Genomic DNA, 13736 nt, shown 5'->3' on the forward strand with positions numbered 1-13736 from the left:
GGGGCGAGCCGAGTGGAAACCACCGACCCGCCCCACCTCTGGATCAGCCCTCGGCGATCGTGAGGACCACCGGACCGCCCGGCAGCGTCTGGCTGGTCGGGACGTCCAACATGTTCCAGTAGCTGCGGAGGCCGGAGGCGTCGTGCAGCCTGAAGCCGACCGTGTACTCGCCAGGTTCCAGACCCCAGTAGCCGAGCGACAGGTCGTACGTGAGTGAGCCGTCGGGCGCCTGGCCCCCGGATCCGGTCGTCTGGAAGACGATGACGCCGTCGGCGTCGTACACGTAGACGGGCATGCTGGTGACGGGTGCGACCTTCACCTCGGCCTGCACCGTGAGCCTGATGGACCGGTTGGAGAGCTGGCTCAACGGGATCGATGCGGGGTCGAGTGCCGCACTGAGTGCCGTCGGAGGGTCGACGCTCGGCACCTGGTCGATCGAGATCTGCGGGTCCGGTGCCGATACGTCGGAACCGTAGAGCGCGAGATTGCCGGAGCCGTCCCGGACGGCGAGCGCGGTCACATCGCAGCCGCGTGCACGGCTGGGCACCCGTACCCGGACGGCGAGCCGGCCGTCGGCCTTGGTGTACGGCTGCCCCTCCGGCGAGCACCCGCCACGGAAGGTGACGTCGAGCTGGGATATGCCGCGGGTGGCGCCGGTGACCGCCATCGAGAGTTCGGCGGTCACGTCGGCGCGCCAGTTGTCGACCGGGTTCGGTGACACGACGAAGTCGGTGGCCCGCAGGGTCGAGTTGGACGTCACGACCATCGACGGCCCGGCCGGGTTCTTGTAGGTGGCGCGACCGCCCGTGTTGTTGATCAGGATGATCTGGGCGACCCGCCAGCTCCCCGGAGCCGTGCCCGGCGGGAAGTTCATCTCCATCGCGCACGGCACGTAGTTGCCGTCGGCGTCGCCGCTGCCCGCCAGGCCACACCGGAAACCGGTGCTGTACTCGTCGCGCCCCCAGGTGATCTGGGTGCTGATGCTCTGACCGCCGGGGCCCACCAGCTTGATCGAGCCCTTCCAGAATCCGGACTGGTAGTCGTTGATCGTCAGGTCGAGCGCGAAGTAGGACGGCTCGTCCCCGACATAGAAGTGCGGGGCACGCCCGTTGTGGAGCGCGAGAAAGTCGAACGTCGGCGCGGACGAGTCGGTGAGCGTGTTCACGGTGAAGCGGTAGCCCGGGAAGGTGCTCAGCCTGGCGGCGCCGACCGTCGCCGAAATATCGTCGCCCTGGAGGGTGACCTTGGTGACCTCCCAGGTCGCCGTGGCCGCGTCGGAGTATGGCCGCACCGGCATCTCGTAGGCGAACGTCGCCTCCCGGGGCGTGCCCGAGACCAGTTCCATCTCGCCCCAGTGGTAGTTGTAGTCGAAGCGCGCCACACGGTCGTGACCCAGCAACTCGCCCGTCACCGAACTGCGCATCCGCAGCGTCAGCGTGCCCGCGAGGTTCTGCGCGTCGGGTTCGGTGTTGGTGACGGTGAACGTGAGCCGGTTGGACACGGAACCCTGGGTCGCGTCGATGGTGGACTGCGCGAAGGAGAGCGCGGACAGCGTCAGTCGTGGGGTGGCGGCGTGTGCCGCCGCGCTGCCGAGGACCGTGGTGGAGGCGGCCAGGGCGAGCGTCAACGTCCCGCGGAGGAATCCGCGAGCGAGAGATCGGGACATGGATGGATTGATATCACCTGCGTGCGCTTTTGGATGGCCCGGGTGAGCAAGCTCGGACAGAGCGGAACAGGCGGGGCGAGATCGCGGTAACCGCAGGCGGTCGAGATCCCGTGAAAATTCCCTCCGGCACAGCGTCGGATCCGGGACGGGTCATTCGTGCAACAGGCGAAGGCGGTCGGAGAGGCCGTCGGGACAAGGAGTCATGGGATGACGAAGTATCTGATCTCGTTCAATGACGGCGCGATGGACCACATCCCCGCCGAGGAGATGCCCGACGTGGGCAAGACCTCGCACGCGGTGATCCAGCAGGCCGTGAGCGCCGGCGTGTTCGTGTTCGGCGCCGGACTCGAACGCCAGCAGGCGAGCATCGTGGCCACGGACGGAATGGTCACCGACGGCCCCTACCCGGAGACCAAGGAGGTCATTGGCGGGTTCGTGGTGCTCGACGTGGCCTCACGTGCGGAGGCGCTGGCGTGGGCTGCCAAGATCGCCGCCAGTTGCCGTTGCGCGCAGGAGGTCCGGGAGCTCATGCCCGACCCCGAAACGGACGCGATGCTCCGCGAGGCCGCCGGTCGGGGGTGACATCCCGACGATTGCGGTAATCCCGGGGATCGGGCTGAGGCGAGGCCCGGTCCCCGGGCCATGGAGCGGTCACGCGCCCAGTGGCGGTGAGGATCTACTCGTGGTCCGTACCCGGTTGGGTGGTGTTGTTCGAGGGTGTTTCGGGTTTGGTGTGGAGGACTTCGCGGGCCTGTTCCGCGGCGCGGGTGATGCTCTCGCTGATGAAGTCGAGGAAACGGGCGATGTTCTCCAGGCGGGCGGCGGCGGGGGTGTGGGGGCCGAGGATGGTGACGCCCTGGCGCGCGGTCTCGACGAGCTGGTCGTTGGATCGGGCGCCGGCGATCGTCGCCTGGTAGAAGAGCTCGTCGTCGACCACGTAGCGGTCGCGGCGGCGTTCGTCACGCTCTCGGCGGACGAGGCTCTGGCTCTCCAGGAAAGTGATCGCCTTCGAGATGGACGCCGGGCTGACCTGGATGCGCTGGGCGAGTTGGGACGCGGTGAGGCTGCCCGCGTCCGTGGTGAACAGGCAGGTCAGCACCCGGGCTGACATCTTGGTCAGGCCCGAGGCCATCAGGACGGTGGTAAGTCTCTCCTCGTAGTCGGCCACGGCGTCGGCGTCACGTCCGTGTGGCTGCGGGACCGACTCCGCCCCCGGGGAGGAGGCGGGCCTGCGTCGGTGGGCGCGGCGTTCGGTGGCGCGGTGGGCCAGGTCGGCGCGGTAGGCGTTGGGGCCGCCGTTGCGCATCACCTCGCGCGTGATCGTCGAGGTCGGACGATCGAGGCGTCGGGCGATCTCGGCGTACGGGAGGCTGTCGGCCAGCCCCAGCGCGATCTGCTGGCGTTCCTGCTGGGTGAGTCTGCCTCCCGGCATCGCGATCTCCTTGTTGGTCCTTCTCCGATGGCCTCCGAACCATAGCGTTCACTTCTTGCCCATTGCAATGATCGGCGTGGCGCTCGTTGCATTGATTTCACGGTCGTTGCAACACTTTCTCCTTGTCTACCTGCAGAAACACGACTCCAGTGCAACAGACACGTTGCCGGGTTTTGGAAAGCAACGTAGCGTTTCCGGTGTCAGAAACAACGAACGAGCACGGGAGAGCACGATGCAGAAGTTCGACACCCCCGCCCCGATCGCCACCGTCCTGAACATCCCCGCCGGACGCGTCCAGTTCATCGCCGCGGACCGCGCCGACACCACCGTCGAGGTACGGCCCGCCGACCCCGCCAAGAGCCGCGACATCAAGGCCGCCGAACAGACCACCGTCACCTACACCGACGGCGTCCTGCGGATCACCACCTCGACCCCCGACAACCGGCTCCTCGGCCCCTCCGGGTCCCTGGAGGTCACCGTCCAGTTGCCCACCGACTCCCGGATCGAGGCCAAGGCCGCCAGCGCCGAGCTGCGCGGCGTCGGGCGCCTCGGCGACGTGACCTTCGAGGGCGCGTACCGCCAGATCAAGATTGACGAGGCCGGGAGCCTCCGCCTCACCGCGATCGACGGTGACGTCGAGGTCGGCCGGCTCAACGGGCCCGCGGAGATCAGCACCGACAGGGGCGACATCCGGATCGCCGAGGCCGTACGCGGGTCGGTTGTGCTCCGTACCCAGTCCGGCAACATCTCGGTCGGCGCGGCCGCCGGCGTCTCAGCGGCCCTGGATGCCGGCACCGGCCACGGCCGGGTCAGCAGCGCGCTCAAGAACAACGGCGCCACCGAACTCGACATCCACGCCACCACCTCCCACGGCGACATCACCGCCCGCAGCCTCTGAACCAGCGGTCACCAGGACCATCCGGCCGGGCCCACCGCGAGCGAGGTCCGGCCGGTCGCCGCCGACAACGCGGCAGACCGCCCGAGGCTCCCGCAGGCCCACCCGCAAGGCCCGAAAAAGTCGTACGAGACAGCCAACCCGACAAGGCGGAGAAGATGACGAAGAACAGCACCTCCTCGACCGGTTCGACGTGGACCGGCATGCTCCCGGTGGAGGACACGGCCCTGGCCGTCACCGACACCGGCGGTCCCGGTATCCCGGTCGTCTACCTCAACGGCCAGTTCGCCACCCGGGGGTACTGGCGGCGGGTCGTCGCCGAACTCGGATCGGGGTGGCGGCACATCACCTACGACGAGCGGGCCCGCGGCAAATCCAGGCGTTCGGCGGACTACTCCTTCGAGGCGGCCGTCCGGGACGTCGACGCCGTTCTCGCGGCCAGGAAAGTGGACCGGGCGCTGGTGGTCGGCTGGTCCTACGGGGCCGTCGTCGGGGCGCACTGGGCCAGCCGGAACCCGGAGCGTGCCCTGGGCGCGGTCCTGGTCGACGGTGCGTTCCCGCACGACTGGCTCGACGACGCCATGGAGCAGCGGATCCGGAAGCTGTTCCTGCGGATGAGCTGGTTCCTCCCGCTGCTGCGCCCGACCGGCCTGGCGCCGAGGATGACCGCCGAACAGCAGGCGAACAGCAACATCGAGCTCGGCAAGCTGTCCCGCGAACGCGAACTCGGCCCGGTGCTGGACAGCATCAGCGTCCCGGTCCGGTACGTGGTCGCCTCCGGGACCTCCTTCGGGAGCCGCGGTGGCGAGCAGGAACGGATACGTACCAGCCTCGACGCGGTGACCGTACGCAACCCGAACATCCGGATCGGCGCGAAGGTGGACAGCAACCACGGTGCGATCCTCAAGAAGGACTCCCCGGCCATCGCCGAGGCCGTACGCGAGGTCGCCGCCCTCGACCAAGGAACGCGGTGACCACTCGCGCCGACTGGCGAGAGGCGTCACAGTGGAGTATTCGACTCGTGACGGAAGGGCATGTGGTGACCGATCAAACGGCGAGTGTGTCGGAGATCTACGCCGATCTCGCATCCGGGGAGCAGCCCGGCGGGGCAGCGGGCAGGATCGTGGCGGCGAACGAGCGAACCCGCGACCTTGCGCGGGCGAACCGCGCCTGGTTGGAGCGGGTGGTTCGTCACCTGATCGCGCAGGGCGTACGGCAGTTCGTGGACGTCGGGTCCGCGGCGATCGCGGGCGAGGGCAGTGTCCACGCGATCGCCGCGTCGATCGTCGCGGACACCCGGGTGGTGTACGTGGACATCGACCCCGAGGCCGTGGCGCAGTTGACGGACGCGTTGCGCGGTGACGAGCGGGCGATGGCTCTGGAGGGCGACCTGACGCAGACGGCGGAGCTGCTGCGCCGGGTGGAGGGGACCGGTCTGATCGACCCGAACGAGCCGGTCGGCCTGCTGCTCGCCGCGGTGCTGCACTTCGTGCTCGACGACGAGGCTGCCGATCGGGCGCTCGCGGCGGCGCGGGAATGGCTGCCGTCGGGCAGTTACCTGGCGATCTCCCACGGGGCGACGGAGTCGTTCACCCCCGAGGAGGTGGAGAAGCTACGGGCGGCGTACGCGAAGACGGCCGCGATCCGGTCCACCGCACGGACCCGCGAGCAGGTCGCCGCGTACCTCGGTGACTTCGAGTTGGTGCCGCCGGGCGTGGTGTTCGTCAGCCAGTGGAGGCCCGGCCTGGTTCCGGCGGGGCCGTCGTTCGAGCGCCCGGAGCGGTCCGGGCTGCATGCCGCGGTCGGGCGCAAGGCATAACAACAAAGGCTTCACGTCTTACCGTGGCAGGGTGACCCCACCCCGAGTGGCACCGCCGCCGGAGATCAGCCGCCGGTTGACGTTCCTGCTCGCGGTGGCGGCGGGAGTAGCCGTCGGCAACCTGTACTGGGCGCAACCCCTGCTCGGCTTCATCGCGGGCGACCTGCGGGTGGCGACAACGGCGGCCGGATGGCTGGTCACCGTGACCCAGATCGGGTACGCCGTCGGCATCCTGCTGCTCGTGCCGCTCGGTGACGTACTGGACCGCCGCCGGTTCGTCCCGGTGATGCTGCTGGCCTCGGCCGTCGCGTTGCTGCTGTGCGCGCTGGCGCCGTCGATCGGACTGCTCCTGGTCGCGTTCGGTCTGCTCGGTGTGTCGACGATTTCCGGGCAGGTCCTCACCCCGCTCGCCGGGGACCTGGCCGGTGACGCCCAGCGCGGTCGGGTCGTCGCCGCCATCGGGTCCGGGACCCTCACCGGAATCCTGGTCTCCCGTACGGTCAGCGGATTCGTCGCCGGTGCCGCGGGTTGGCGTACGATTTTCGCCCTCGCCGCGGTTGTCGCCGTCGTGCTCGCGGTGGTCCTGTACCGCGCGATCCCGCCGCTGGCGCCCCGAACGCGGGTGTCGTACCCGGCGCTCATCGCCTCGGTCGGCGCGGTGGTCGGACGCGAGCGGGCGGTCCGGTGGACGCTGGTCCTCGCCGCCACCGGGTTCGCCGCGTTCACGTTGCTCTGGACGGCGCTGACGTTCCTGCTCACCGGCCCACCGTTCCGGTACCCGGTGTCGGTGATCGGGCTGTTCGGGTTGGCCGGCTTCGCCGCCGTCCTCGCAGTCCGGTACGCCGGTCGGCTGCACGACCGTGGTTGGTCGCTTCCGGCCACCGGTGCGGCGTGGATGCTGGCCCTCGGCGCCTTTGTCGTCGCGGTGTTCGCCGGCCGGTCGGTTGTACTGGTCGTCATCGTTGTTGTCGTGATCGATGTGGCCCTCCAGGGGCAGGCCCTGCTCAACCGGGCGCGGCTGCTGGCCATGTCCGACGAGGCCCGCAGCCGGCTCAACACGGCACTGAGCACCGGCAACTTCATCGGCGGTGCCATCGGCTCCGCCGCCGCGACCGCGCTGTGGTCCGTGGGTGGCTGGACGGCGGTCTCGATCGCGGGAGCGGTGCTCTGCTGCTTCGCGCTCGTCGTGTGGGCGCTGGGACGTCGGGGTCCACTCGTGGTCCGGCCCGCCGTCTCTGCAGGTTCGCAATGATCCGTGGCGTCTACACCGGATATCGGTGCTCCTCGTCTAGGGTGGTGCGGGCTCACCGGCCCGGTCCGCTTCCGTACCCGCCCACGCAGAGGAATGGCCACGATGGCGAACCCTGTCGAGCAGCGGCCCGACGGCCCTGACGGTAGGCCCCCGTACGGCGACGTTCCCGACCTGGTCAGCGCGGCGGAGGCTGCGGAATCCGCTCCCCGCCTGCCGACCAGGGTTCCCTTTTCCGGGCCGCACCCCGGCACCGCGAACCCGGACTGGCCGCAGACCGACGTCCCACCCCGCAGGCAGGTCGCGCCGCGCCGGAAGACCCCGGCCGCCTGGCACCTCCGGGGCGCGTTCGTTCCCCGCGAACCGGGCGCCGGGGGCGACGTACCCGTTGCCGACGCCGCCCTCGGCGGCGCCGGCACGGCACGGACCGAGCCCGACCCTGCGGCGGCGCCGCACCCGGACGCACCGGTGACCACGGGACGGAACCGAAAATTCCGGGTACGGATGCTCTCCGGCACCGCCGTGGCCGCACTTCTCGTCGCCGGATCCCTGTGGTGGTGGGACACTCGCGTCACGATCGATCCGGCGTCGGCGACGTCACCGGAGGGCGGGACCGCGACGATGCCGGTCACCGCACCGGTGACCGGGGCAGCCTCCGTCGACCCCGGTGACGGGGCCTCCGCCGGCCCGGTGGAACCCGTCGCGCCGTCACCGACCTCGACCTCGCCGCGACCGGCCAACGAAACGCCACCGCCGTCGTCCCCGTCCGCGTCGCCGGCCCCGCCGAAGGCGTCCGTGAACACCTCCGGCCGCAATCTCGCGCTGAACGGTGCGGTCACCGCCTCCAGCGTCGAACGCTCGGGGTGGGCCGCGCCGAACGCGGTCGACGGAGACCCGACAACCCGTTGGAGCAGCGGTTTCAGCGACCCGCAGTGGCTGCGGGTGGATCTCGGTGCCCGGTGGCAGATCAGCGAGATCCGGCTGACCTGGGAGAACGCGCACGCCACGGCGTACCGGGTGGAGCTGTCCACCGACGGGACGACGTGGGAGTCGGTCTACGGCACCACCAGCGGCCGGGGCGGTGACGTTGTCGTCGAGGTCGCCCAGCTCCCCGCCCGGTTCGTGCGCGTGTACGGCACCAAGCGGTCGACCGACTACGGCTACTCCCTGCTCGAACTCGACGTCCGCTGACCCACCTTTGCGGACGGCTACTCCCCGAGTCCCTGCACGGTGGTGCGGGCGCGGACCAACACCTCCTCGGCGGTGAGTGGACTGCGGGGGTGGTGGCTCAGCGAAAGCGGGGTCCTGATCTTCCTGGGGGCGGCGCCCTCGGCGGCGAGGTAGAACTCGCCGACGGTCAGTCGGGAGATGTCCGGTACGTCGCCGCCCTTGGCCTTCGCCATCTCGCGTGCCGCCTCGATCTGGATCGGGCTGTTCATCAGGCCGTACAGCTGTGTGGCGGCGTTGCCGGGGATCCGGTTGTGGAGGCCCTTCGGCGCCTGAGTGGCGAAGATCAGCCCTAGGCCGTACTTGCGGGCCTGGGCGGCCAGCGCCAGGGTGCTCTGGGTGCAGGCCGTCATCGCGCCCGAGGGGGCGAACGTCTGCGCCTCGTCCATGATCATCAGGCCGAGCAGGGGCCGGTCACCGGCCGGGTTCTTCTTGATCCAGGCGAAGAGCGCCATCTGGAGCTGGTTGACGAAGCTCTGGCGGGCATCGTCGGACTGCAGCCCGACCATGCTGATCACGGAGATCCGGGCCCGCTTGCCCGGTGCGGGAGTGAGCAGGAGACCGGGATCCATCGGGGTGCCCTCGCCGCCGAACAGCGGGTCGTTGACCATGGCCGCGGTCAGGGTCTGGGCGAGCCCGAGGCCGATCTTCTCGGCGTCGTCGAGATCGATCGTGCCGTCCGGCAGGTCGGTCAGGGTGTCGATGAGGCCCTTCAGTCGGGTGCCGCCGCGCTGACCGTAGTGCTCGATCGCCTTGCGCAGCACGGCGAGCCCGAGATGGGCCCTGGTCGCCCGGCCGGTGACCATCGCCCGTGGCGCGAGCGCGGCGACGGCCGCCTCGACGGCCTCGTTGAACTCGTCCGGATCGTCGCGCACGCTGCGGAAGTCCGGCAGCGGCTGGAAGCTGAGCGGTCGGCCCGAGGCCCGCCGCGGCGTCCAGACGACAACATCCGTGTACGCGAGATAGTCTGCTGCCTGCTCGGCGTCCCCCGGTCGCCAGTGTGCCGGCGGCTCGGGCCATCCCTCGCCCAGTCTGGCCAGGTCGTTGTTCGGGTCCAGGACGATCGCGGATACGCCCTGCAGGGCGCACTCCTCCACGATCCGGCGGATGAGGACGGTCTTGCCCGAACCGGAGCCGGCGAAGATCGTGGCGTGTTTCCGCAACGCCTCGAGGGACAGTCGGACCGGCGAGGTGTTGTCGTCGAAGTCGTATCCGATGGTGAATCGCGGCTCCGCTGGTTCCACGGCCGGCATCCCGCCCGGTTCCACGGCGGCGGGGCGGTCGTCCGGGGTGGTGGTTGCGGCGGCCGGCTCACCGGGCACCGCCGCCCAGGTGTCGACATCCGCCAGCGCCTGCTGGAGGAACTTCAGGTCCCGGGTCGGCCGGCGATCGGCGAGCCAGCCCTGGATGTCCATCGTCGACCCTTGGAGCATGCTCCGGAGTGCGGACAGGATGCGCAGATCCTCGTTGTCCAGGGCGAGTGTCTGACCCCCGGCCTTCTCGAACTCGCTGACGGCGGCGCGGGTCTTCGCACCCACCGACCATTTCGTGTTGCGCAGCAGGAAGAGCCGGCGTTTCGGCGTACCCGTGTCGAGGGCCGCCGCCATGGACGCCTTGCGGATCCGCGCGAGCGCCGCGATGTGATGGTGTTCGTCGCTGACCGCCCGGAAGCACCAGTGGACCTGGTCCTCGGTGCGTTCGTTCAGGGTGAGACGCAGCCGGGCGTGCAGCGGAGGATCGGTGCTCGGCGGAGGGTCGACGCTGAACGCCTCGCCGGCGTCGCCGCGTTCGAGGATCCACGCCGTGAGCCCGGCGGCGAGCAGCGGCGGGATCGTCTCGTTCTCCGACTTGCGATCGAGCGGTGTGGTGACGTCCGCCGACGTTCTCAACTCGGCGAATCGGTCGTCGAACTGTGTGAGTTCGTCGGCGGTGGCCACGACGGCTGCCGGGCGGGGCGCACGGGGTTCGGTGGAGGGCGGTTCGCCCAGGGTGTGGAGCTGCCGGACCTGGCCGGAGGCGATGCAGTCGCGGATGTGCCGGTCGATCTCGATCAGCAACTGGCGTGGGGTGAAATGCCCCGCGTGGGCGAAGGCCCGGGGTGACACCGGCCAGGAGGGAAAGGGCGGCTCGAAACCGATTTCCCGGAACCGCGTGGCGAAGCGCTTCTCGACGATCGCCCTGGCCAGGTTGTCGTCGTTGATCCTCTTGAGCTGCGACGACAGCCGGAACCTGTCGGCCACCGTGTCGGCGGCGGCGGTCCTGATGATGGTCCAGGAGTTCGGTATGCAGGCGACGACGGTGAGCGTCCGCCGGGTCTGCTGCCGCAACGACATCAGCCCGTCCGCCATCCGGGCCAGCATCAGGGCCTGCTCGGGTTCCATCGCCGCCGCAGCCGGAAGGGCCGGATCGCTCTGGATCGCGAACTGGGCGATCAACGTGTCGATCTGGTCGATGGCGATCACCGACGGCCCGGTGAGAGCCAGTAACCAGGAGAGATCCTGGACGATCTGTTGCGCGGGCCGGGGCGCCTTGCGCATGCCCCACGTGTTCCGCTCTCCCGGAACACTTTCCTCGCCGGAGATGAAGTAGTTCTCCGCGAGATCGCGGTGCGCCACCTCCTCCGAGGCGGTCAACGCGAGCGCCCGAGCCGTTTCCTGACTCACCCGGGCCACGTGACGGTCGAACCCGCCCAGGCCCTCGATGAAGGCGTCCAGGGCCGTACGGGTCAGCTCCGTTTCGCCCATGACCGCGCGCCGAGCCGTCCTGGGCGCACCGACCTTCTCCGACAGCCGCCGGAGAAGGAGCTTCAGCTGGGTCTCCGGGCTGCCGGGCACGGGTCGGGAGAGACCGTCGAGGATCGCGGACAGTACGTTGTCCCAGAAGCTGCCGGCGTCGAGCAGACCGACCAGGAAGAAGTAGCCTCCCCGCTCCTGCACCTGCTGCCGGGTCCAGCCGAGCAGGTGCGTCTTGCCGGAGCCGCGCTGCCCCTGCACCACGAGGCCGATCGGGCTGCTGTCCGTACTCGCTCTTGCCTCTTCGACTCCGTCGAGTACGTCGCGGACAACCGGTGCGTGCAGACCGTCGACGTGGAACGGCAACGGTCGCCAGACGTCGTCCGGCACCGGCGCCCAGTTGAACCTCAGTGCCGCGAGGGCGGCGCGCTCCGCATCGTCCATTACACGCCGACCGCTAGCAGGTGGTTCGCCTGGCCACCGAGGTGCAGGGCGGCCTCGACGTCGGCTTCGGTCAGGGTCTTCTGGTTCGACTCGGGCACGATGTTCACCCCGTCCTCCAGGCTGAGCCGGCGCAGGGCCTCGTCGAGGACGTCCCTCGGCAGGTCCGCGAAGAACGGGCGCAGCCGGCGCAGGCTCACCCAAGCCCCCGGTTCCCGGGCGAGCGCCCGGTAGGTGGTGATGATCCGGAGCCGGAGCGCCGGCCCCGCGTCCGGGACCGGATCCGGTGCCGAACCGCGTACGTCGGTCAGTGCGAACAGTTCGGTGAACCCGGCACACCCACTGCGCGCCAGTACGCGGTCACGCAGACTCGTCTGCAGGGCGGTCAGGGCGGCACCGTGTGCCGGCGCGCCCCGCTGACGGAAGTCCAGATCGTTCTGGACCCGTACCCAGCCCTTGTCGTCGAGTTGCAGTGCGTACGTGCGACCGCTCTTGCGGCTCGCCACGTAGTGCAGCGCGGTGAGCTTGTCGCGCTGCGGCTTCCGTACGTCGAGCCCGTACCGCTCGACCAGCTCGGTGTTGAGGACTTCGCGCGCCTCGGCCATCAGCACTATGAGAACGGCACTCTCGGATGCGTTCAGGTCATCGTTGGCCATGGTCTCGTCCTTCCGCTGTGTCACGCCGACGGGCCCGCAGATACGTACCGATCTGGTGGACGACCGCGCCGACGTCGTGGGTCACTCGGGTGTTGGTGAAGCGCAGGACGGCGTAGCCGTCCAGTTGCAGCAGGACGTCGCGCTGCCGATCGGCCTCGAAACGCGCCGGATGGCAGTGCTCCGGGCCGTCGAGCTCGACGACACAGCGTTCCTCCGGCCAGAGCAGGTCGAGCCGCACCGGTGAGCTGAGCGCGTTCGACTGGTAGCTCTGGTTCCACCTCCGGCCGGCGGCCCAGCTCTCCGCCGCGAGGGCGACCTCCAGGGCCTTCTCGACCGCGCTCGCCGGGTGTGGTCGGCCGACGATCGTCGCGTCATCGGCCGGACGGGCGGTCGGTGGTGGCGGGCTCAGTGACACCGCCGGGATCCGGTCCAGCTCGGACGTGCCCGCGCCGACCAGCCAGACCGCCGGACCACCGTTCTGTACGAGCCAGTCGGCGCCGGCGGCGACGACCTCCCGTCCACCGGGTGTGGCGCCGGCCAGTTCCACCAGCAGCACCACCCGTCGGCGGCCGAACGCCTCCGCCACGAGCCGGGCCAGCGCGGCCGTACGGGTCCGCAGCGGAAGCACGGTTCTCGCCGGCCGGCGCCCGGTCAGGGCGAGGATCGCGAGTTCGGTCAGGAACGGGACGGGGTAGTGCGCCCGACGCGCGTGGGCGGTCGCGACCATTCGGGTTGCCGCCAGGCCGATGGTGTCCGGTCGGTCGACCTCCGCCGCGTCCGGTAGCCACGCCGGCAGCAGCTCGACCGCGACCCGTTCGAGGTCGTCCACGACGGCGTGGACAAAGTCGGCGGGCATGACGGGCGCGGCCGTGGGACGGGTCACCACGGCGGCGAGTTCGGTGTGCTCCCGGGCAATCATGAGGGCGAGCGCGTTCACCTCGGTGTCGGGAAACGAGACGACCCGATCTGTCGCCACGTCGTCGAGTTGCCGGGTCACGTACACGTCAATTCACCCGGTGGTGTTCGGGGGAGGGAAAGCGTCGGACGGTCCGCGGTGGTCAGTGTTATCAACCCTCCCACGGCCGTGCCGACGTCCCGGGACAGCGTACGAATCGGCTTCGGTGAGCGCTACGGCGTCACCGTCGACGTCGGTCCCCATTCGGCGGAGTCGCATTTCCGTCGGGATCCGTTCCGGTTGCTCGACCGCCGCTGTTTGCGCTGCTCACCGCCGGTTCCGGCGACCCGGCTCCCGATCGGCCCCGACATCGGCGCAATTCGCCAGTGGTTAGTCGTATTTCAGACGCGGATATTCGGCAGCTCGACCAATGGTGCGGGCTACCGCGACCGTTCGCCGTGGCGGCCCGGAGCCGGTTGCGGGCGGTCGGGTGCGGCCGGGCGGTAGGTGGCCGGCGAGTTCGTGCAGGTCGCGGAGGTCTCGGCACTGATGCTCGAACGGCATCCGGAGTGGGCCGGACGGGAGTGGATCGAAAAGGGCGTCGGCTGCCTCTGCGCAGAACACCCGGCCTGACCGGCGGGTGGGGAAGAGCGGACGACGGGACTCGAACCCGCGACCCTCACCTTGGCAAGGTGATGCGCTACCAACTGCGCTACGTCCGCAT

12 protein-coding genes and 1 tRNA gene are annotated in these 13736 nt (G+C 69.9%); 7 read left to right on the forward strand and 6 right to left on the reverse strand.

Annotation, left to right across the window (positions count from 1 at the left end; genetic code table 11):
- Nucleotides 1-43 precede the first annotated feature (43 nt).
- On the reverse strand, nt 44-1666 hold the full coding sequence (locus ACWEFB_RS05225) for a hypothetical protein (RefSeq protein WP_452282407.1): 1623 nt from the start codon (nt 1664-1666) through the stop codon (nt 44-46).
- A gap of 207 nt (nt 1667-1873) precedes the next feature.
- Between ACWEFB_RS05225 and ACWEFB_RS05230 the strand changes: the two genes are divergently transcribed.
- Entirely contained in the window at nt 1874-2248 is a 375-nt protein-coding gene (locus ACWEFB_RS05230; RefSeq protein WP_452282409.1) for a YciI family protein, read from the forward strand.
- A gap of 94 nt (nt 2249-2342) precedes the next feature.
- On the opposite strand, the gene ACWEFB_RS05235 is transcribed toward ACWEFB_RS05230, so the two are convergent.
- Nucleotides 2343-3098 carry a helix-turn-helix domain-containing protein gene (locus tag ACWEFB_RS05235; RefSeq protein ID WP_452282411.1) on the reverse strand — a complete coding sequence of 252 codons (756 nt, stop codon included), beginning with the start codon at nt 3096-3098 and terminating at the stop codon, nt 2343-2345.
- A gap of 232 nt (nt 3099-3330) precedes the next feature.
- On the opposite strand from ACWEFB_RS05235, the gene ACWEFB_RS05240 reads away from it, so the two are divergent.
- The 5 genes from ACWEFB_RS05240 to ACWEFB_RS05260 all read left to right on the forward strand — a co-directional run bounded on the left by ACWEFB_RS05240 (nt 3331) and on the right by ACWEFB_RS05260 (nt 8252).
- Nucleotides 3331-3996, forward strand: a complete 666-nt coding sequence (locus tag ACWEFB_RS05240; protein ID WP_452282413.1) for a DUF4097 family beta strand repeat-containing protein — start codon at nt 3331-3333, stop codon at nt 3994-3996.
- A gap of 155 nt (nt 3997-4151) precedes the next feature.
- A complete protein-coding gene (locus ACWEFB_RS05245) occupies nt 4152-4967 on the forward strand; it encodes an alpha/beta fold hydrolase (RefSeq protein WP_452282415.1) in 816 nt (271 codons plus the stop codon).
- A gap of 47 nt (nt 4968-5014) precedes the next feature.
- Entirely contained in the window at nt 5015-5812 is a 798-nt protein-coding gene (locus tag ACWEFB_RS05250) for an SAM-dependent methyltransferase (protein ID WP_452282417.1), read from the forward strand.
- 31 nt (nt 5813-5843) lie between these two features.
- Entirely contained in the window at nt 5844-7064 is a 1221-nt protein-coding gene (locus ACWEFB_RS05255) for an MFS transporter (RefSeq protein ID WP_452282419.1), read from the forward strand.
- A 102-nt stretch (nt 7065-7166) separates the two neighbouring features.
- A complete protein-coding gene (locus ACWEFB_RS05260) occupies nt 7167-8252 on the forward strand; it encodes a discoidin domain-containing protein (RefSeq protein ID WP_452282421.1) in 1086 nt (361 codons plus the stop codon).
- Between the two features lie 17 nt (nt 8253-8269).
- Here the strand turns inward: ACWEFB_RS05260 and ACWEFB_RS05265 are convergent, their stop codons facing one another.
- From ACWEFB_RS05265 to ACWEFB_RS05275, 3 genes are read right to left on the reverse strand one after another with little or no spacing between them, the layout of a single operon-like run.
- Entirely contained in the window at nt 8270-11464 is a 3195-nt protein-coding gene (locus ACWEFB_RS05265) for an ATP-binding protein (protein WP_452282423.1), read from the reverse strand.
- Nucleotides 11464-12117, reverse strand: coding sequence for a hypothetical protein (locus ACWEFB_RS05270; RefSeq protein WP_452282425.1), 654 nt, complete (start codon nt 12115-12117; stop codon nt 11464-11466). The genes ACWEFB_RS05265 and ACWEFB_RS05270 overlap by 1 nt, the downstream gene beginning before the upstream one ends.
- The gene (locus tag ACWEFB_RS05275) at nt 12104-13120 is read right to left on the reverse strand and encodes an endonuclease domain-containing protein (protein WP_452282427.1); all 1017 of its coding nucleotides are present in this window, start codon (nt 13118-13120) and stop codon (nt 12104-12106) included. Before ACWEFB_RS05275 ends, ACWEFB_RS05270 begins: the two co-directional genes overlap by 14 nt.
- Before the next feature lie 399 nt (nt 13121-13519).
- On the opposite strand from ACWEFB_RS05275, the gene ACWEFB_RS05280 reads away from it, so the two are divergent.
- Nucleotides 13520-13645 (forward strand): hypothetical protein, encoded by a 126-nt coding sequence (locus ACWEFB_RS05280; RefSeq protein ID WP_452282429.1) that lies wholly within the window; start codon nt 13520-13522, stop codon nt 13643-13645.
- Nucleotides 13646-13661: 16 nt separating this feature from the next.
- Here the strand turns inward: ACWEFB_RS05280 and ACWEFB_RS05285 are convergent.
- Nucleotides 13662-13734 (reverse strand) — tRNA-Gly (locus tag ACWEFB_RS05285).
- Between the last annotated feature and the right edge of the window lie 2 nt (nt 13735-13736).

Source organism: Micromonospora sp. NPDC004704 (genome assembly GCF_053601675.1).

Coding starts and splice junctions, on each gene's coding strand:
- ACWEFB_RS05225 (WP_452282407.1), bottom strand. CDS start 1,666: ATGTCCCGATCTCTCGCTCGCGGATTCCTCCGCGGGACGTTGACGCTC.
- ACWEFB_RS05230 (WP_452282409.1), top strand. CDS start 1,874: ATGACGAAGTATCTGATCTCGTTCAATGACGGCGCGATGGACCACATC.
- ACWEFB_RS05235 (WP_452282411.1), bottom strand. CDS start 3,098: ATGCCGGGAGGCAGACTCACCCAGCAGGAACGCCAGCAGATCGCGCTG.
- ACWEFB_RS05240 (WP_452282413.1), top strand. CDS start 3,331: ATGCAGAAGTTCGACACCCCCGCCCCGATCGCCACCGTCCTGAACATC.
- ACWEFB_RS05245 (WP_452282415.1), top strand. CDS start 4,152: ATGACGAAGAACAGCACCTCCTCGACCGGTTCGACGTGGACCGGCATG.
- ACWEFB_RS05260 (WP_452282421.1), top strand. CDS start 7,167: ATGGCGAACCCTGTCGAGCAGCGGCCCGACGGCCCTGACGGTAGGCCC.
- ACWEFB_RS05265 (WP_452282423.1), bottom strand. CDS start 11,464: ATGGACGATGCGGAGCGCGCCGCCCTCGCGGCACTGAGGTTCAACTGG.
- ACWEFB_RS05270 (WP_452282425.1), bottom strand. CDS start 12,117: ATGGCCAACGATGACCTGAACGCATCCGAGAGTGCCGTTCTCATAGTG.